The organism is Geminicoccus roseus DSM 18922, assembly GCF_000427665.1.
Taxonomy (GTDB): domain Bacteria; phylum Pseudomonadota; class Alphaproteobacteria; order Geminicoccales; family Geminicoccaceae; genus Geminicoccus; species Geminicoccus roseus.
The window spans coordinates 5,368,167-5,384,315 of the sequence record NZ_KE386572.1 but is presented as its reverse complement, the minus strand read 5'-3'; the positions used below and the strand labels follow the sequence as shown (position 1 = coordinate 5,384,315).

Annotated in this window: 15 protein-coding genes; 8 read left to right on the top strand and 7 right to left on the bottom strand. The window is 67.4% G+C overall.

Annotated elements, in window-relative coordinates:
- Positions 1 to 64 precede the first annotated feature (64 nt).
- The 4 genes from GEMRO_RS0126265 to GEMRO_RS0126250 all read left to right on the top strand — a co-directional run bounded on the left by GEMRO_RS0126265 (position 65) and on the right by GEMRO_RS0126250 (position 4,490).
- Positions 65 to 718: a TetR/AcrR family transcriptional regulator gene (locus tag GEMRO_RS0126265; RefSeq protein WP_205625097.1), complete on the top strand. Its 654-nt coding sequence runs from the start codon at positions 65 to 67 to the stop codon at positions 716 to 718.
- 175 nt (positions 719 to 893) lie between these two features.
- Positions 894 to 2,123, top strand: coding sequence for an ABC transporter substrate-binding protein (locus tag GEMRO_RS0126260; protein ID WP_051329513.1), 1,230 nt, complete (start codon positions 894 to 896; stop codon positions 2,121 to 2,123).
- A gap of 10 nt (positions 2,124 to 2,133) precedes the next feature.
- Positions 2,134 to 3,813 carry an ABC transporter permease gene (locus tag GEMRO_RS0126255; RefSeq protein WP_027136373.1) on the top strand — a complete coding sequence of 560 codons (1,680 nt, stop codon included), beginning with the start codon at positions 2,134 to 2,136 and terminating at the stop codon, positions 3,811 to 3,813.
- Complete coding sequence (locus tag GEMRO_RS0126250) at positions 3,810 to 4,490, top strand: ATP-binding cassette domain-containing protein (RefSeq protein WP_027136372.1); 681 nt, start codon at positions 3,810 to 3,812, stop codon at positions 4,488 to 4,490. The genes GEMRO_RS0126255 and GEMRO_RS0126250 overlap by 4 nt, the downstream gene beginning before the upstream one ends.
- A 15-nt stretch (positions 4,491 to 4,505) precedes the next feature.
- Here the strand turns inward: GEMRO_RS0126250 and GEMRO_RS32095 are convergent, their stop codons facing one another.
- On the bottom strand, positions 4,506 to 5,465 hold the full coding sequence (locus GEMRO_RS32095; RefSeq protein ID WP_051329512.1) for an AraC family transcriptional regulator: 960 nt from the start codon (positions 5,463 to 5,465) through the stop codon (positions 4,506 to 4,508).
- A gap of 101 nt (positions 5,466 to 5,566) precedes the next feature.
- On the opposite strand from GEMRO_RS32095, the gene GEMRO_RS0126240 reads away from it, so the two are divergent.
- Positions 5,567 to 6,313: an SDR family oxidoreductase gene (locus GEMRO_RS0126240; RefSeq protein ID WP_027136371.1), complete on the top strand. Its 747-nt coding sequence runs from the start codon at positions 5,567 to 5,569 to the stop codon at positions 6,311 to 6,313.
- Between the two features lie 33 nt (positions 6,314 to 6,346).
- On the opposite strand, the gene GEMRO_RS0126235 is transcribed toward GEMRO_RS0126240, so the two are convergent.
- Positions 6,347 to 7,252 (bottom strand): LysR family transcriptional regulator, encoded by a 906-nt coding sequence (locus GEMRO_RS0126235; RefSeq protein WP_027136370.1) that lies wholly within the window; start codon positions 7,250 to 7,252, stop codon positions 6,347 to 6,349.
- A gap of 109 nt (positions 7,253 to 7,361) precedes the next feature.
- On the opposite strand from GEMRO_RS0126235, the gene GEMRO_RS0126230 reads away from it, so the two are divergent.
- Positions 7,362 to 7,685: a nuclear transport factor 2 family protein gene (locus GEMRO_RS0126230; RefSeq protein WP_027136369.1), complete on the top strand. Its 324-nt coding sequence runs from the start codon at positions 7,362 to 7,364 to the stop codon at positions 7,683 to 7,685.
- Entirely contained in the window at positions 7,682 to 8,461 is a 780-nt protein-coding gene (locus GEMRO_RS0126225; RefSeq protein WP_027136368.1) for an SDR family oxidoreductase, read from the top strand. The genes GEMRO_RS0126230 and GEMRO_RS0126225 overlap by 4 nt, the downstream gene beginning before the upstream one ends.
- Before the next feature lie 41 nt (positions 8,462 to 8,502).
- On the opposite strand, the gene GEMRO_RS34525 is transcribed toward GEMRO_RS0126225, so the two are convergent.
- From GEMRO_RS34525 to GEMRO_RS33120, 4 genes are all read right to left on the bottom strand, one after another.
- The gene (locus GEMRO_RS34525; RefSeq protein WP_157505756.1) at positions 8,503 to 8,640 is read right to left on the bottom strand and encodes a hypothetical protein; all 138 of its coding nucleotides are present in this window, start codon (positions 8,638 to 8,640) and stop codon (positions 8,503 to 8,505) included.
- Between the two features lie 47 nt (positions 8,641 to 8,687).
- Positions 8,688 to 8,948: a hypothetical protein gene (locus GEMRO_RS0126215; protein ID WP_027136367.1), complete on the bottom strand. Its 261-nt coding sequence runs from the start codon at positions 8,946 to 8,948 to the stop codon at positions 8,688 to 8,690.
- A 381-nt stretch (positions 8,949 to 9,329) separates the two neighbouring features.
- Complete coding sequence (locus GEMRO_RS32090) at positions 9,330 to 11,411, bottom strand: GAF domain-containing hybrid sensor histidine kinase/response regulator (protein ID WP_084507665.1); 2,082 nt, start codon at positions 11,409 to 11,411, stop codon at positions 9,330 to 9,332.
- 133 nt (positions 11,412 to 11,544) lie between these two features.
- On the bottom strand, positions 11,545 to 12,357 hold the full coding sequence (locus tag GEMRO_RS33120; RefSeq protein ID WP_157505755.1) for an SGNH/GDSL hydrolase family protein: 813 nt from the start codon (positions 12,355 to 12,357) through the stop codon (positions 11,545 to 11,547).
- Between the two features lie 137 nt (positions 12,358 to 12,494).
- Between GEMRO_RS33120 and GEMRO_RS34520 the strand changes: the two genes are divergently transcribed.
- The gene (locus tag GEMRO_RS34520) at positions 12,495 to 14,921 is read left to right on the top strand and encodes a hypothetical protein (protein ID WP_157505754.1); all 2,427 of its coding nucleotides are present in this window, start codon (positions 12,495 to 12,497) and stop codon (positions 14,919 to 14,921) included.
- 16 nt (positions 14,922 to 14,937) lie between these two features.
- Here the strand turns inward: GEMRO_RS34520 and GEMRO_RS0126195 are convergent, their stop codons facing one another.
- Entirely contained in the window at positions 14,938 to 16,104 is a 1,167-nt protein-coding gene (locus tag GEMRO_RS0126195) for an acyltransferase (RefSeq protein WP_027136365.1), read from the bottom strand.
- Between the last annotated feature and the right edge of the window lie 45 nt (positions 16,105 to 16,149).

The window sequence follows — 16,149 nt, the reverse complement described above, 5'->3', positions numbered from 1 at the left end:
GACCGGCCGGCTTGGTTGCCTTTTTAGATCGTTTGTTCTAAAACGGTCAAGTTGGATATCGGGAATGCGTATCGCGGCCGAACCATGTGGCATGGCGATAAAGGAGAATGTTCAGGTGGGAAGGCCACGCTTGTTCGATGAAAACGTGGTTCTCGATGCGGCAATTGGCCAGTTCTGGGTGAGCGGATACACGGGGACGTCTATCCGTGATCTCGCGGCAGCCATGGGGATGACCAGCGCAAGCCTGTACAACGCCTTCGGCGACAAGCGCGTTTTGTTCGTCCGCGCGCTGGAGCGCTATCTCGACCAGTCGATGCGCCGCCGGATCGGCGCGCTCGACCAAGCCGCCGATCCCATGGCCGGGCTGAAAGCCTTCTTTGTCGATCTGGTCGCCGTCTCGCTGGCCGACCGGCGCGGCTGCATGCTGGTCAACAGCGCCATGGAGGTGGCGCCGTTCGATTCGGAGCTGCGCGAGCGGATCTGTGCCGGGCTTGCCGAGATTGAAGGCGGATTTCGGCAGACGGTCGAGCGGGCGCAGGCGGCGAACAGGGTGGATGGGGCACTGCCGGCCGCAGAAGCCGCCCGGCTCCTGCTGTCGGCCGTGGTGTCGATCCGGGTCCTGGCCCGGGCGACCGCCGATCGCGACCTGCTTGAAGGTATCGCCCGCTCCGCCCTGGCAACCCTGGCCCGGCCTGGTGAGAAGGAGAAGCTGAACTAGGTCAGCAGCCACCGACGGCGACCATGCCCATGGAAAAGGCTGGCAATCATGAAACTTTTCTCCAGCTGGGAGCGAACCACTTCCATGCTCCGGCGTTCTGGCAGGCCCGCCTCGCCGTAAGCCCGGGGTTGGTCGATGCTCGGGTGCTCGCCGCAAGCCAGTTTGGAAGGACCGCATGACATCTCGCCGAAGCCCGATCGTCCGCCACGCCCTGGGTCTGGCCGTCGCGCTTGCCGCCCTGATCGGCAGCCCGTCCGGCAGCCAGGCGCGGGAGTGGAACGAGGTCCTGGCCGAGGCACGCGGCCAGACCGTCTACTTCAACGCCTGGGCGGGCGATCCCCAGACCAATGCGTTCATCGCCTGGGTCGGCGAGGAGGCGGAAGAGCGCTTCGGGGTCGAGGTGGAGCACGTCAAGCTGACCGACACCGCCGAGGCGGTGGCGCGGGTGCTGGCCGAGAAGTCGGCCGGCCGCGACCAGGGCGGCTCGGTGGACCTGGTCTGGATCAACGGCGCCAACTTCCTGGCGATGCGGCAGCAGGACCTGCTGTTCGGCCCGTTCGCCCAGGATCTGCCGAACTGGCGCTATGTCGACACCACCAACAAGCCCTCCAACGTGATCGACTTCACCGTGCCGACCGAGGGATATGAATCGCCCTGGCACATGGCACAGATCGTCTATGTCTACGACAGCGCGCGCATCGCGGCCTATGATCTGCCGCGCTCAATGCCGGCCATGCTGGAATGGGTGAAGGAGAACCCCGGCCGGCTGACCCATCCGACCGTGCGCGACTTCCTGGGCGCCACCTTCCTCAAGCAGGCCCTCTACGAGTTGGCCCCCGATCCGGCCGTCCTGCAGGAGCCGGCGACCGACGCGACCTTCGCCGCCACCGTCGAACCGCTCTGGGCCTGGTACGACGCGCTGCGCCCCCATCTTTGGCGAGGCGGGCGCGAGTTTCCGGCGAATGGGCCCGCCCAGCGGCAGCTGATGAGCGACGGCGAGATCGAACTGTACGCCGCGTTCAACCCAGCCGAGGCCGCAGTTGCGATTCGGCTGGGCACGCTGCCCAGGACTGCGCGGGTCTATGTCCCGGACGGCGGCACCATCGGCAATACCAGCTTCGTGGCGATCCCCTACAACGCCGCCCACAAGGAAGCGGCGATGGTGGTCGCCGACTTCCTGCTCTCGCCCGAGGTCCAGGCCCGCGCCCAGGACCCGGAGCAGCTCGGCAACTTCACCGTGCTGGACCTGGCGAAACTCGACCCGGCGCAGCAGGCGCTGTTCGAACGCCCGGCCGATGCCGTGGCCGTGCCCACCAACCAGGAGATGGGCAGCATGCTGCTGGAGCCGCACCCGAGCTGGATGACCCGGATCGTCGAGGCCTGGGAGCAGCGCTACCTGCCTTGAGCCCGGGCCGATGCTGCGCCTCGCGCCCGCGATCACCCTGTCGCTCCTCCTCATCCCGCTTCTCGCGGGCCTGATCGGGACGATCCTGCCCGCCTTCGGCTATCTGGAGGCGATCGGCGGGACCGCGTTGGGCCTGGATGGCTGGCGGGTGCTGTTCGCAGCACCCGGGATCGAGCGCGCCGTCTGGCTGACGCTCGCCTCCGGCCTGCTCGCCACGCTGCTCTCCCTGTTGCTGGCGGCCGGGTTCTGCGCAGCCATGGCGGAGCGGCCGGCCTTTCCTCGGCTGCGTTCGGCGCTGGCGCTGCTGCTGGCCAGCCCGCCCAGCACGATGGCGCTGGGCTTCGCCTTCCTGGTGATGCCGAGCGGCTGGCTGGTCCGCCTGGTCTCGCCCTGGCTGACCGGCTGGGACCGGCCGCCGGTGGGGCTGGCAACCGTGCAGGATCCGCTGGGCCTGAGCTTCGTGGCCGGGCTGCTGCTCAAGGAGGTGCCCTACCTCGTCCTGATGACGATGGCAGCCTCCGCGCAGGTGCCGGTCGCGCGTACCATGGCCGCCGCCTGCGCCCTCGGGCAGCCGCCAGCCCTGGCTTGGGTCAAGACGGTCTTCCCGCAGATCTACCCGCAGATCCGCCTGCCGGTATTCGCGGTGATGGCCTTCTCCCTCTCGGCGGTGGACGTGGCGATGATCCTTGCCCCGGGCCAGCCGCCGCCGCTGGCCGTGATCGCCACCCGCTGGTTCGCCGATGCCGACCTGCAGCGCTATTTTCCTGCGGCGGCCGCCGCCGTGCTGCAACTCGTGATCGTGCTGGGCGCGATCCTCGTCTGGCGGCTGGCGGAGATCCCGTTGGGCTGGCTCGGCCGCCGCTGGATCGAGCGGGGCGGGACCTCGCCGGTGGCGGCATTCGTCGTCCGGCGTGCCGCCGACCTTGCCGCACTCCTGGTCGGCCTGGGCCTCCTGGCGCTGGCGGCGATGGGAGTCTGGTCGATCGCCGGCATCTGGCGGTTCCCCGACCTCCTGCCGGCAGAGTGGCGGTTCGGGCTGTGGCTGAGGGAGGGCGGCCCGGTCCTGGCCACCGCCGGCACCACCGCGATCATCGGCATCGCCTCGGCTGCCCTGGCTCTGGTCCTGGCGCTGGCCTGCCTGGAGAACGAGGCCAGGGGCGGCGGCCGTCCGGCGACGCGCTCGCTGTGGCTGCTCTACCTGCCGCTCCTGGTGCCGCAGATCGGCTTCCTGTTCGGCGTCCAGGTCGCCCTGATCCGGCTGGACCTGGACGGCACCCTGGTCGCGGTGGTCTGGGTGCACGCGATCTTCGTGGTCCCTTATGTGTTTCTCTCGCTGGCCGACCCGTTCCGCGCACTCGACCGCCGGCAGATCGCGGCCGCTGCCGCACTGGGTGCCGGACCCTGCCGGATCTTCCTGGCGGTCAAGCTGCCGATCCTGCTTCGCCCGATCCTGATTGCGGCGGCGGTGGGCTTTGCGGTGAGCGTGGGCCAGTATCTGCCGACTCTGTTCGCCGGGGCCGGCCGCATCGTCACCCTTACCACCGAGGCCGTCACCCTGGCCGGCGGCGCCGACCGCCGTTTGGTCGGCATGCTGGCGGTCCTGCAGGCGAGCCTGCCGCTCGCCGGCTACGGTCTGGCGCTGGCGGCACCGGCCCTCCTCTACCGCAACCGCCGTGACCTGGCCCGATGAGCGACCCCGTGGAACCAGCCGCCGGGCTTTCCCTGCACGGGATCACCATCCGCGCCCGCGACGAGGCAGAGCCGCTCCTGGCCGACTTCTCGCTCGCGATCCAGCCGGGCGAGGTGGTGAGCGTCATGGGCGCCAGCGGCGTCGGCAAGTCGACCTTGCTGGCCTATGTCGCGGGCTTCATCGACCGCCGCGCCTTCGAGGCCACCGGCCGGGTCGTGCTCGCTGGTCGTCGCATCGACACGCTCCCACCCGAGCAGCGCCGGCTGGGCCTCCTGTTCCAGGATGCTGTCCTGTTTCCGCATCTTTCGGTCGGCGGCAACCTGATGTTCGGCCTGCCGCGCACGCTGCATCGGTCGCGCGACGAACGGTGTGCCGCCGTGGCGCAGGCGCTGGCCGAGGCGGGACTTGCCGGCTTCGAGCATCGCGATCCGGCAACCCTCTCCGGCGGCCAGCGCGCCCGGGTCGCCCTCCTGCGCACGCTGCTGGCTGCCCCGCATGCCCTGCTGCTCGACGAGCCGTTCAGCAAGCTGGACAGCGCGCTGCGCGCGGAGTTCCGGGCCTTCGTGTTCGATCATGCCCGGGAACTGCGCCTGCCGACCCTGCTGGTGACCCACGATCCGGCCGACATGGAAGCCGCCGGCGGCCGCCGGGTGCACCTGGACCCGCCCATTTCCTGACGCACCTGGATCGGGTCAGCCGGCCGGAGCGCTGGCGGGAGCAGCCCTGGGCGCTGCGGTCGCAAGCACCTCTCCTTCCGGCCGCTCCCGTCCGTAGCGCATCGGCGCGAGCCCGACATGACGGGTGAACGCCACGCTGAACGCGCTGGCGGAGCCATAGCCGACCCGTTCCGCGACCTCGGAAACGGCCAGCCCGTTCTGCCGAAGCAGATCCTTGGCCAGAGCCATGCGCCAGGCGAGCAGGTACGCCATCGGGGTGATGCCCACGGTGCGGGTGAACCGCTCGAAGAACATGGAGCGGGAGAGGGCAGCCTCGTTCGCCAGCTCTGCGACCGTCCAGGGCCGGGCCGGGTCTTCATGCATCCGCCGCAGCGCGATCGCGAGCCTGATGTCCGCGAGGCCGCGCACGAGACCGGGCGAGGCGGCGGTGCCGGCGGCGGAACGCAGCGCCTCGATCAGCAGCACCTCGAGCAGGCGCGCCAGCACGACCTCCCGTGCCGGCCGCCGCTCCCGGGTTTCCTCTCCAACCATCTGCACGAGGTTGCTGAGCCTTTTCTCGCCGCGGACGAACACGAGCCTGGGGAGGAGCGAAACCAGCAGGGCCGCGTCCGGAGAAGCGAAGACGCAGTAGCCGACCAGCACGCGCAAGTCCGCTTCCTCGCCCGGATCGCCGACGCGGAACACCCCATCGGATAAGGGAACAGGGACAGTGTCGGCGACGTCCGGCGCCGGAGGCTCGCGGCTCGTCATCGTGAAGTCATAGGCTGCAGGGATCAGGACGAAGTCGTCCTTCTCCAGGGTGATCGGCGCGTGGCCAGTCACGTCGAGCCGGCAGGAACCATCAAGGATCAACGCATAGAAGGGCCGGCCGGCCTCCGCCCGGCGGACCCGCCAGGATCCGGCCGCGCTGACCATCTTGGAGAACGGGGCGCCCGGCTGGAGCAGCGTGACGAACTCAGCGAGAGGATCAACCATTTTCGGACTTTGGCGAAGAAACCCCGGACTTCCTATGATAGGGCGTCCGTTCGTCCTGGTCTATCGTCGCGTCAGTACAGACCAGGTTCGGGAACCTCGCCATGCAGACCGTTCTGATCACCGGATGTTCGTCCGGATTCGGCCTCGATACCGCCCGTCTCTTTCTCGATCGTGGCTGGACGGTTGTCGCCACGATGCGCGCGCCAAGGGAGGACGTGCTTCCAGCCTCCGACCGCCTGCGCATCCTGGGCCTCGACGTCACTGACCGGGACAGCATCCGCCAGGCCGTGGAAATAGCCGGGCCGGTCGATGTCCTGGTCAACAATGCCGGGATCGGCTGGCTCAATGCTCTCGAAGGCACGCCCATGGAGATGGCGCGGGAGATCTTCGAGACCAACACGTTCGGCACGATGGCGGTGACCCAGGCGGTGCTGCCTCAGTTCCGGGCACGGCGGGCCGGGATTATCGTGAACGTCACCTCGAGCGTGACCATGAAGCCGCTCCCTCTGCTTTCGACCTATACGGCCAGCAAGGCGGCGGTGAACGCGTTCACCGAGGTGCTGGCCCTGGAACTCCGGCAGTTCGGCATCCGGGTAAGCCTGGTGCTGCCGGGACGGGCCCCGGAGACCCGGTTCGGCGACAACGCGCGGGCTCGGATGCGGGACGGCTTTCCGGAAGCCTATGCCGGCTTGGTGCAGGACGTCTTCGCCAACTGGGCCCAGTCCTCCTCGGACGTCACCCACTCCCGTGACGTGGCGGAGGCCATCTGGCGTGCCGCGACCGACCCCACATCCCCGATGCGCCTGCCGGCTGGCGCGGACGCCGTTGCGCTGGCCGCTTCGGGCTGATCTCTCCCTGGTCAGATAAGCTGTCACGGCCGGTCATCGGGCGGATGGCCGGGCAAGCTCCCGTGCCAGGCCGATGAACGCCTTGAGGGCCGCCGAGGGGTTGCGTCGTCCCGGGTAGTACAGGCAGAGGCCCCCGAACGGCGGCGTCCAGTCCTCCAGCACCCGGACAAGGCGCCCCGCCTGGAGATCGGCGCGCACGTCCGGCTCCATGAAGAAGCCGATCCCGGTGCCTTCCAGCACGGCGGCTCGTGCAAGACTGGCCTCGTCGAGTGTGAGCGGTCCGTGGACCTCGATCTGGGCCGTCTGTCCGCCTTTCTCGAACTGCCACCGGTAAAGGGCGCCGTTCGGCAGGCGGACGCGAACGCACGGGTGATCCAGGAGATCGGAGGGGATGCGCGGCCGGTCGCGCTTGCTGAAATAGCTTGGCGAGCCTGCGACCGCGAAACGCTGCGGCTGCCCCAGGGACACGGCGATCATGTCGCTGGGTACCTGGGCGGCGCCACGCACGCCCAGATCAAAGCCTTCCGCCACGATATCGACGAGCTCTCCCTCGGTGACGAGGTCGAGATGCACCTGCGGATAGCGACGCAGGAACTCGAGCACGAGGGGTAAAAGGATCTCGCGCGCCGCCGTCGGAAAGGTGTTGATGCGAAGCGTGCCCGACGGGGTCGCCTGCTGCGAGCGCGCGGCTTCCATGGCGGCATGGATGTCCTGCAAGGCCGGGCCGACCTGCTCGACGAACCGCCGCCCAGCATCGGTGAGCGAAACGCTGCGCGTGGTGCGGTTGAACAAACGGACCCCCAGATCCGCCTCGAGTTTCGCGATCGCGTTGCTGAGCGCGGTCGTCGACATGGCCAGATCGCGGGCCGCCGACCGGAACGAGGCCCGTCGCGCAATGGCCATCACCGCATCGAGATCGTTCAGCCCAGCCCGATACATTGTCCTGGATTCCGCAATGCCTCAGCCGGATTTGTCCGGCTTATCGGAACGGACGTCCAGCCGTATCTGGTGGTGCAGCCCAAGCCATGCAGAGACAAGGAGCGGTTTGATGAACCTGCCTGTTCCAATCCAGGCCTATTTCGATGCGGACAGGAGCAACGAAGGCGGGGCTCTGGCCAGCGCCTTCATGCCGGGCGGCATCGTCAAGGACGAGGGGCGGAGCCATGTCGGCCAGGAGGCCATTCGGGCGTGGTGGCAGATGGCGAAGGCAAAGTACCAGCACGTCGCGGAGCCGTTCGAGATGGACGAACAGGACGGCGTGACCAGGGTCCGCGCCCGGGTGACCGGCCGGTTCCCCGGCAGTCCCACGACGCTCACCTTCGCGTTCCACCTTGCTGACGGCCGGATCGCAGGCCTGGAGATCGGCGCATGAGCGGGTTCGTTACCCTGGCGGGCAAGCGCGCGCTGATCACCTCGGGCACGCGCGGCGCGGGGGCAGCTACGGTGGAACTGTTCCGCGATCTCGGGGCGCGTGTCCTGACATGTGCGCGTTCGCGACCAGCGGGCCTGTCGGATGACGACTTCGTGGCGGTCGATCTGATGACTGACGAAGGTTGCGCGGCCCTGGCGGAGACGGTGCATCGCCACCTGGGCGGGGTCGACATCATCGTCCACATGCTCGGCGGCTCGTCCGCCCCGGCCGGAGGCTTTGCCGCGCTGACGGAGGACCAATGGCGGAAAGAGCTCGATCTCAACCTCTTTCCTGCCGTCCGCCTCGACCGACGGCTCCTGCCGGGCATGATCGCTCAAGGCGGCGGGGTGGTGATCCATGTGTCGTCCATCCAGCGGGTCCTTCCCCTTCCCGAAGCCACGACAGCCTATGCCGCGGCCAAGGCCGCGCTCTCGACCTACAGCAAGAGCCTCTCCAAGGAGGTCTCGCCGAAGGGCGTGCGGGTGGTGCGGGTCTCGCCCGGCTGGATCGAGACGGAAGCCTCGACCGAGCTTGCGCGCCGTCTTGCGGAGAAGGCGGGGACAGACATCGAGGGCGGCAGGAAGATGATCATGGACACCCTGGGCGGCATCCCGATCGGCCGGCCAAGCAAACCGGCCGAGGTCGCCAGCCTGGTTGCGTTCCTTGCCTCCGACCGCGCCGCGTCCATCACGGGCACCGAGCATGTGATCGACGGCGGAACCGTTCCGACGGTGTAGGCGAGGTCGTGCAGCGTGAGCAGGATCGTCAGCACCGCCCATCATGCAGTCGCGACGACCATGACCAGGCCGGCAAGGGGATCGATGAACTGGGCAAAAAGGGCTTCGTCCAGGGCGAGCGATCTGGTGATCAGGACGTTTGACGTCAGCTTGTCCGCGAACCGCCGGATCTGGGTCACGGCGGCCGGACAGGGTGTAACAAGTGCCGCGCCTGCCCGGATCCGGCTCAGTGGATGAAGTCGGGCGCGCGCGGGTCGAGTGTGCCGCTCATGGCGAACTGCATCTCGGCTGCCTGGCTGCCATCGTTTTTGATCGCGACGGTCGTCTTGCCGTCCCCCTCGACGTAGCGGACCTGGCCGGCCCCACCGACGATCAGGTCGTTGTGCCTTCCACCCTTGAGAATGTCGTTGCCACCCAGGCCGAGCAGGAGGTCACCAACTCCAGTCCTCTGCAGCAGTTCCGCCGGTGGCATTCTGTCCTCGATCATCGGCTCTCCTTGCCGGTCCGGGTCAGTGCCTTGCAACTCCACCCTAAACCGCCGGTCCGATGGGCACCTCGCCCTACACCCGCGCGGGCGCCAAATTTCCACCACGTCCACGGACGCTACCAGATACGTCCGAACTAGGTTCAGCGAAGATCCATCCACCGGAGATCGCGTGGCCATGGGAGGATCGTGGCATCGAATGGGAACGGCAGGAATGGTGGCTGAACAAGAGTCCTCGAGAACCCTGTGAGCTCCTGAAGGGCGACCATATGCGCCCGTTTGCCTTCGCGCCCGACGAAGAGCCTCGGGCAGGTTTGCGGCAGGCTGGTCAGAGGGACCGGGTCCACTTCCTAACCGCCTCGCTCTGGATCAAGGGCGGGGCGGTCAGCTTTCCTGCAAGTCCAACAGATCCCGGGTCTTTCGGGCAAGTTGGTGCAGTTCCGCGATGGCGGCCTGCAGGGGCTTCCCCTCGCGGGCGAGGTCCTCGATCTCCCGGCTTGCCGCGCCGATGCGCGCCAATCCCAGGCTCGCCGTGGTGCCGCACAGGCGGTGCGCAATGCTCGCCACGGCCGCCGCGTCCTCTCCCAGATCCGTCATCTCCTTCGCCGACGTTTCTGTCGACAGGATGACATCCCGCAGGATCTTCTCGAGCTTGGTAGCGCCCAGAAGCGACCGGAGAGCGTCGATCCGCTGCCGGTCCACCAGTCCCTCGGCATCCGGCGTCTCCTGGCGATCGCGGGGGACTGCGGTGGGGGAGGGACGATGGACTGCGGGACTGCGCTGGCCGACCGAGGCCAGGACGCCGAACAGGTCGGTCCAGACGACCGGCTTGATGAGCACCTGGTTCATGCCGGCCGCCAAGCAGCGCTGTCGCTCGGTCTCCAGCACGTTGGCGGTCAGCGCGACGATCGGGACCGTGGAGGCCGGCGGAGGCAGCGCACGTATGCGCCGGGTCGCTTCGACCCCGTCCATGACCGGCATCTGCATGTCCATGAGCACCAGGTCGAAGGACTGGGCTGCGACCTTGGCGACCGCCTCGGCACCGTTTTCGGCGAACGCCACCACGTGGCCATAGCGGGCGAGGGTGGCTTCCAGCAGGTCGCGATTGACGGCCACGTCCTCGACCACCAGGACGCGCAGGCTCGGCATCGAGGCCGGATCGAGCGCAGCCTTCTCCTGTGCGGCGACCAGGCTGCCCCGCTCGAACGGTATCTCGAACCAGAAGGTGCTGCCCTGCCCGGGCCGGCCCTCGACACCGATCGTGCCGCCCATGGCCGTCACGAGCTGGCGGCAGATCGCAAGGCCGAGGCCGCTGCCGCCATAGCGGCGGCTGGTGGACAGGTCGGCCTGGGTGAACGCCTCGAAGAGTTCCGCCTGGCGCTCCTCGGCAATCCCGATGCCGGTGTCACGCACCTCGAAACGACAGCTGACCCGGTCGTCCGGCAGGGGCCGGCACCGAATGCTCACCCAGACACCGCCCTCGCTCGTGAATTTCAGGCCGTTGCCGATCAGGTTGACCAGGACCTGTCGCAGCCTGGTGGGATCGCCTTTCACGGCCGGGGGCGACGGCTGGGCGATGTCGAACGCCAGTTGCAGCCCGCGCTCATGCGCATGAGGCGACAGGATCGAGCGGGTCTGCTCCAGGACATCGGCAATCGCGAAGTCGATCTGCTCGAGGATCAGGCCGCCAGCTTCGAGCCGGGAGAAATCCAGGATGTCGTTGATGACGGTCAGCAAGTGGCGGCCGGAGGTGCGGATCACGTCGACATAGCCGCGCTGCCTGACGGTGAGCGCCTCGTGGCTGAGCAGGTCGGCCATGCCGAGCACGCCGGTGAGCGGGGTGCGGATCTCGTGGCTCATCGCCGCCAGGAACATCGACTTGGCCTTGTCCGCCTCCTCGGCCTTCCGCCGCGCCGCGTCCAACTCCTCGGCACGCGTTCGGGCGACCTCTTCTCCGTCCTGGAGCGTCGCGAGGCTCCGGTACAGCTCGATCACCGAGCCCACGCCCGCAGCCAGGTCGATCAGGGTGTGCAACTCGACGAGCTGCATTTGGCGCGGCCGCTGGTCGAGGATGCAGAGCGTGCCGAGTGCTCGTCCCTCCCGATCGCGCAGCGGGACACCGGCATAGAAGCGCACCCCGAGCGGGCCGGTCACGAGGTGGTTGTCGGCGAAGCGCGGATCCAACGTCGCATCTTCCACCACCAGCGGCTGATCCGGATGGAGAAGCGCATGCGCGCAGAAGGCGAGATCGCGGGAGGTTTCGGTGAGCGACACGCCGACCGACGACTTGAACCACTGTCGCCGGTCATCGATCAGCGACACCAGCGCGATCGGGACGCCGTAGAGCCGCGCCGCAAGGCGGGTCATGGAATCGAAGCGTGGATCAGACGGCGTATCAAGAATGTTGCAGGCCAGGAGGGAGGCTAGGCGTTCGTCCTCGTCCTCGGGTATGGGAGCCGCCGGCATCTCTGTCTCCTGAGAGTCGGTTGGAATATTGAAAGGCAGCCCCGGCGAAGTCGCGGCCCCGGATCCCTCAGGTCCCCACGTGAACCTTGGGCCAGATCGACCTACCCTGCACCAATGCAAAAAGGGGATGCGGCTATCTTGGCAAGACGGTGAGTGGCACCTGCGGCGATGATGCCAGATGTTTGTCACTCTGAGTCTGGGCGAGCGCCGGTACGAGATCTGCGATACGGATGGCAAGACATTCGTAGCTTCGGTCACTCATGTGCAGGGCGTCCCCGCCGAGCAGTTCGTCGGGGAACAGGGTGCGGGAGTCCAGCCACCACGTCATCAGCCCGTGCCGGTCCAGGAACGACACGTCGTTGGCGAGCGCCATGTCGCGCAGGGCGTCGTTCATCCGTCGGATGCGCCCGTCGCGCGCCTCGTCGGGAAACGACTGGGGGGACAGGATGGCCAGTCGCGTCCCGGACTTCTTGATCCGGTCGATGCCGGTCTGAACCTGCTCCAGGATCGTCGTCAGGTCGTCCAGGTAGATCGCGTCGTTGGTGCCGACCTGCCAGATGACGAGGTCGGGCGAAAGGGAAAGCACATCCCGGTCCAGGCGGACCAGGTTGCTCGCCACGATCTCCTGGGCGACACCCTTGTTGAACACCTTGATGTCAGCATCCGGATAGCGGTTGTCGAGGATGCGCTGCAGTTGCGCGGGATAGGTGTATGCCGGCGTGGACGCCCCGATGCCCTCGGTGCTGGAGGAACCAAGCGCGACGATCGTCAGCGCAGGAGGAACCGTTTCCAGTACGGGAAGCAGCTGGCCCGAGCCGTCGAAGCCCCAGCCGCCAGGGGGGCCGCCACAGCTGTCGAGCCTGGGGCCGCAGCCCGCCGCCAGCAGAGCTACGACTATCGCCGGAAACAAGTGAGAAATTCGCCGCATGTCATATCGGAAATACAATTGTCGGAGCGGTCCTCATACGGGATTTGCCCTGAGAACGATCATTAAATCGACGTTGTAGCGTTCCTGGTTGTCGCACCTCTTGGAAGGTGCACGGGCCAGGATTATGTAGGCCGCGCGCCCTTGATCTACGGAGCATGGCCTGCCTGGTGAAGAGGCGCTGCGAATATCCTCCTGCAGGGCGATGGAGTGCCGGGCGGCTGGCACTGGCGCTGGTCCTGACCCATGCCGCTGGAACAGCCGCTGCCCAAGAGGCGTTCCTTGATACCAGCCGGGCCTTCGCACCGGGCGCGGTCGAGCGGGATCAGGACATCCGGGGTGCCATTGGCTGGCCCACCTACCAGCAGGGTGTGGCGGACGGGATCACCTACCGGTTCGACCCCGACGGCTATGCGCGGTTCGCGGTGGACGAGCGGGATCCGGAGACCGTCTGGGAAGTGTTGTGCATCTCCTGGCCGTCGATCGATTGCCGGGCGAGCCGCGAGAGTCTGCACGTGGAACTGGGGGCAGAAGGTCAGGTCATCCTTTCCATCGAGGACGCCCCGACCGAACTCCGGCTCCGACAAGGCGATAACCCGGACATGGCGCCGGCAACCCTCGGCCAGTTGTCCAAAATTGCTTCGGCCGGCGGTCTGGAGGGAACAACCGCCCTCGTGCCGGAGCATGGCAGGCCGGCCCTGCCGGTGGACGGGCTGGCGGTGGTCATCCGCTATCTGCGATGGGCCGAGAATGGCGGGGAGCCGGCAGCGGGTCATGCTGTTGCGGGCCAGGATGAACGGCCGCCTCCATCCGGTCACCTTCCACCCGAACCTCCTGCACCACCCGAGGCTCTCCTCCCAATTGCGCCGCCGGCAGACGATCGTGCGGCCATCGCTTCGGCGCCCGCGTTGCGGCCACCAGCCACAGTCCCGTCGTCAGTAGCCACCCAGCCCGCGCCCGTCCCGGATCCACCTGCCAGCACCCCTCCGGCTGTCGCTCCAGCGGCACCGCCCGCGCAGGTCCCCGCTTCTGCGCTGCCCGAAGCGGTACCGGTCCAGCCTGCCGCTGGGCCGCCAGCCCCGGAGCCCGGCCTGGAACTCTCTCCTTCAGCCGAGACGCCGTCTTCATCTCTGTCCGTTTCTTCGGCCGCGGCGCCCCGACCACCCGACCCGAAGCCGCTTCATCTCCGGAACGGGATGGAGCTGATCTCCTCGCCAGCGCCGCGGGTGCCGGCCGAGCGCCCGACAGGCTCGCCTGCGGCCGGCCTGGCGCCCGGCGCGACCTGCCCGATCGAGCCGCTGGATCCGGAGGCGCCGCTCGGCGATTCGATTGACGGCCTGCGCGGCCTCGAAGCCGTGGCCGTGCTCACCGACTATCTCACCGAACCGGCGCCGCTGAAGGGCAAGCTGCGCGCGGAAGTCCGCCAGCGGGTGGAAAGGCGGCTGGAAGAGGCAGGCCTGCGGGTGGTGAGCGCCAAGGACCTGGCGGAACTGCCCGGCCAGCCGCGCCTGGAGTTCTACCTTTCCACCGGGGACCCGGAGACCGGCTGCCCGTTCCGCGTATCCATCAGCCTCCGGCAGCAGGTGGTGCTCGGACGCGCCACCGGGACCGCGCTCTATGGCGGGACGTGGAGCAAGAGCGGTCCGTCCCGCCTGGGGTTCGACGAGGGGGCGGAAGTCGAATCCATCACCTACTACCTTGAGAGCTTCATCGCCGACTGGCGCACCGCCAACAGCAGCGCCCCGCGCAAGAAGGCGGTCGCCAGACGGACCACGCCGGAACTGACCTGGGGGCAGTGGCTCGACCGCGCCCTCGGCATCACGCTGGGCGTGGGCCTTCCGCTTCGCGCCGGGGAGAATGACGTCGTTCAGGATCCGAACATCATCGGGCCGGACCGCGAACCTCCGTCGACGCCGACCTTCAGCACGACCCTCAGTCTCAACTGGCCGGACACCGGCTGGTTCGGGCGGCTGACGCTCTACCAGTACCTGGAGCCCTCCCACCAGCAGCCCTGGAACCCGGACTTCGCCTATGCCTTCGGCTATGACGACTACCGCCCCGGCACTTTCTCGCTGACCTACGGGAACTATGGCGGCAACCGCTTCGATCCCGACGGGGAGGAGGCCTTCACCAGGCTGGAGGAGGGATCGATCCGGGCTGCCTACAAGCTGGCCATCGAGGACCGTGTCTTTGCGCCGCTCTATACCGAAGAAAGCCGGATCTTCGCCTGCCAGCCGGCGATCTCGACGACACCCCGCTACTTTGATCAGGCCAGCAACAGCGACAAGAGCTTCAAGACGTCGCTCTCCTTCGGATGCCGCTACTATATCTGGCGAAGCCTGTTCGTCGGAGGCACCGCCTTTCTCTATCCGGACCCCGACCAGCAGCAGGACTGGGACCCGGACTACAGCTACTCCTTCGGCTGGTCGAACTGGCGGCCGGGCACCTTCTCCCTGGAGTACAGCAATTCTTCCGGGAACCGTTGGCCCTGGCGCGACGGGGGCAGCCGCTTTCTCGATGGCGCCGTCAGCCTGACCTACCGGGTTCCGCTGGAAGAGGTGATCGACTGGTTCGCCGAGCCCTGAGCCGCCTCGCTTCCCATCAGGAACGGGGCAGGGCCATGGCTGCGGGTGGTGTCTGCATCGGGGGCGCCTGGCGCGCCGGCTTGGCGCTGAGGCCGATGGTCCAGGACAGGAATGGCAGGCGTGCGACCAGCATCACCAGGATCACGGTGCTGACCAGGACCAGCGGAAACTTCAGGCTCACCATCTGCCAGGGGACCAGGTTCCAGGGCGCGATCATGATCTCGACCAGGTCCATCAGGAGCGGATGCATGAGGTAGATGCCGAAGCTGAACGGCGCCAGGCGGGAAAAGATCGGAGGCCAATTGAGGTGCCGCATCGACATGATGCCGAGGAACAGGAGTGGCGGCATGAGATAGTCCGCCCAGTACCCGGGCGTGAAGGTGAAGACCCAGGTCCCTGTCTTGATGATCTGGTAGGCATGGACGAGTTTCACCATGAACAAGGCGGCGCCCAGCAGAAGAACGACACCGAAGATCTGCCGCCCGGTCTCGGTGTCGAAGTCACGCTTCAGAATGCCATAGAAGCTGGCTGCCAGGATGCCGTAGCCTCCATAGGTCAAGATCTTCACGAGCCGCACGACGTATTCGAGCCACGGCGAACCGCTCAGGGTCCCGTAGACCCATTGGTCGAGCACCAGCTTGGCCGACAGGAAGATCAGGACGGACACGCCCAGGATCGGCAGGCGCACTGCGAGACGGTAGGCAGGGAACAGCAGGATCATGCCGAACAAGGTCGGCAGGAAATGCATGTGATACTGGACGTTGCCCAGGAGGAGGTAACCGGCCCAACTCCACGGATCGGCAAGATCGGTCAGGATGCTCGCCGCATAGCCGAAACGCGCGGCCTTGATCAGGCGGTAGAAGGCATAGACCACGACCCAGAAGGCGAACGGCACCAGCAGGCGACGGGCCTGCTCGCGGATCACGGTGCCATAGGAGCGCGGCCGTCGATCCAGCGCCATCATGAGGAGAAACACGGAGATGATCAGGAACAGCTCGGTGCGCGCGATATAGACGATCGAGCGGAACAGGATCGGGGCGATTCGCTCCCCCTCGGGGAAGTTGGGGAAAGGGTTTCCCGCAGGGTTGGACGTGGAATGAACGGCGACGATGCAGATGCCTGCAAGGAGCCTCAGCGTGTCCAGCCAGGCAAAGCGCGATGCCTCGGAAGCCCTTGAAGCCATGACGATCTCACCGTGGGCAGAATGGCGTTGTTGAGCCGCCGCGCA

Coding starts and splice junctions, on each gene's coding strand:
- GEMRO_RS0126265 (WP_205625097.1), top strand. CDS start 65: ATGCGTATCGCGGCCGAACCATGTGGCATGGCGATAAAGGAGAATGTT.
- GEMRO_RS0126260 (WP_051329513.1), top strand. CDS start 894: ATGACATCTCGCCGAAGCCCGATCGTCCGCCACGCCCTGGGTCTGGCC.
- GEMRO_RS0126255 (WP_027136373.1), top strand. CDS start 2,134: ATGCTGCGCCTCGCGCCCGCGATCACCCTGTCGCTCCTCCTCATCCCG.
- GEMRO_RS0126250 (WP_027136372.1), top strand. CDS start 3,810: ATGAGCGACCCCGTGGAACCAGCCGCCGGGCTTTCCCTGCACGGGATC.
- GEMRO_RS32095 (WP_051329512.1), bottom strand. CDS start 5,465: ATGGTTGATCCTCTCGCTGAGTTCGTCACGCTGCTCCAGCCGGGCGCC.
- GEMRO_RS0126240 (WP_027136371.1), top strand. CDS start 5,567: ATGCAGACCGTTCTGATCACCGGATGTTCGTCCGGATTCGGCCTCGAT.
- GEMRO_RS0126235 (WP_027136370.1), bottom strand. CDS start 7,252: ATGTATCGGGCTGGGCTGAACGATCTCGATGCGGTGATGGCCATTGCG.
- GEMRO_RS0126230 (WP_027136369.1), top strand. CDS start 7,362: ATGAACCTGCCTGTTCCAATCCAGGCCTATTTCGATGCGGACAGGAGC.
- GEMRO_RS0126225 (WP_027136368.1), top strand. CDS start 7,682: ATGAGCGGGTTCGTTACCCTGGCGGGCAAGCGCGCGCTGATCACCTCG.
- GEMRO_RS0126215 (WP_027136367.1), bottom strand. CDS start 8,948: ATGATCGAGGACAGAATGCCACCGGCGGAACTGCTGCAGAGGACTGGA.
- GEMRO_RS32090 (WP_084507665.1), bottom strand. CDS start 11,411: ATGCCGGCGGCTCCCATACCCGAGGACGAGGACGAACGCCTAGCCTCC.
- GEMRO_RS34520 (WP_157505754.1), top strand. CDS start 12,495: ATGGCCTGCCTGGTGAAGAGGCGCTGCGAATATCCTCCTGCAGGGCGA.
- GEMRO_RS0126195 (WP_027136365.1), bottom strand. CDS start 16,104: ATGGCTTCAAGGGCTTCCGAGGCATCGCGCTTTGCCTGGCTGGACACG.